Here is a 273-nt window from a genome sequence, read left to right as displayed (position 1 = left end):
TCCGATGGGCGTGAACCAAAGCCGCGCCGCAGTGTTTAAAGACATGCGTCTCGTCTCTGAAAGGAATGTTGCCATGCAAAGACTGCTGCTATCAGGTCTTGCCCTTGCCGCATTGGCCGGCACCGCCTTCGCCCAACAGCCGCCCACGCCACCACCCGCTGCGCCTCCGCCCGCTGCACCTGCACCCGCCGCGCCGCCACCCGCCGCGGCACCGCCCGCCGCGACCGAGCCGGAGTCATCACCTGCGCCTGATGACGAGAGGGTGATGCGCGG

Annotated in this window: 1 pseudogene; it reads left to right on the top strand. The window is 68.1% G+C overall.

Annotated features, from left to right (window positions below):
• Nucleotides 1–4 precede the first annotated feature (4 nt).
• Nucleotides 5–273 (top strand): annotated as a pseudogene (locus EOD29_RS36635) (hypothetical protein); the annotation flags it as partial.

It is taken from the genome of Mesorhizobium sp. M1A.T.Ca.IN.004.03.1.1 (genome assembly GCF_003997555.1).
In the GTDB taxonomy this organism is placed as follows: domain Bacteria; phylum Pseudomonadota; class Alphaproteobacteria; order Rhizobiales; family Rhizobiaceae; genus Mesorhizobium.
The sequence above is the reverse complement of the archived record's forward strand: the minus strand, read 5'-3'. Positions and strand labels throughout refer to the sequence as shown.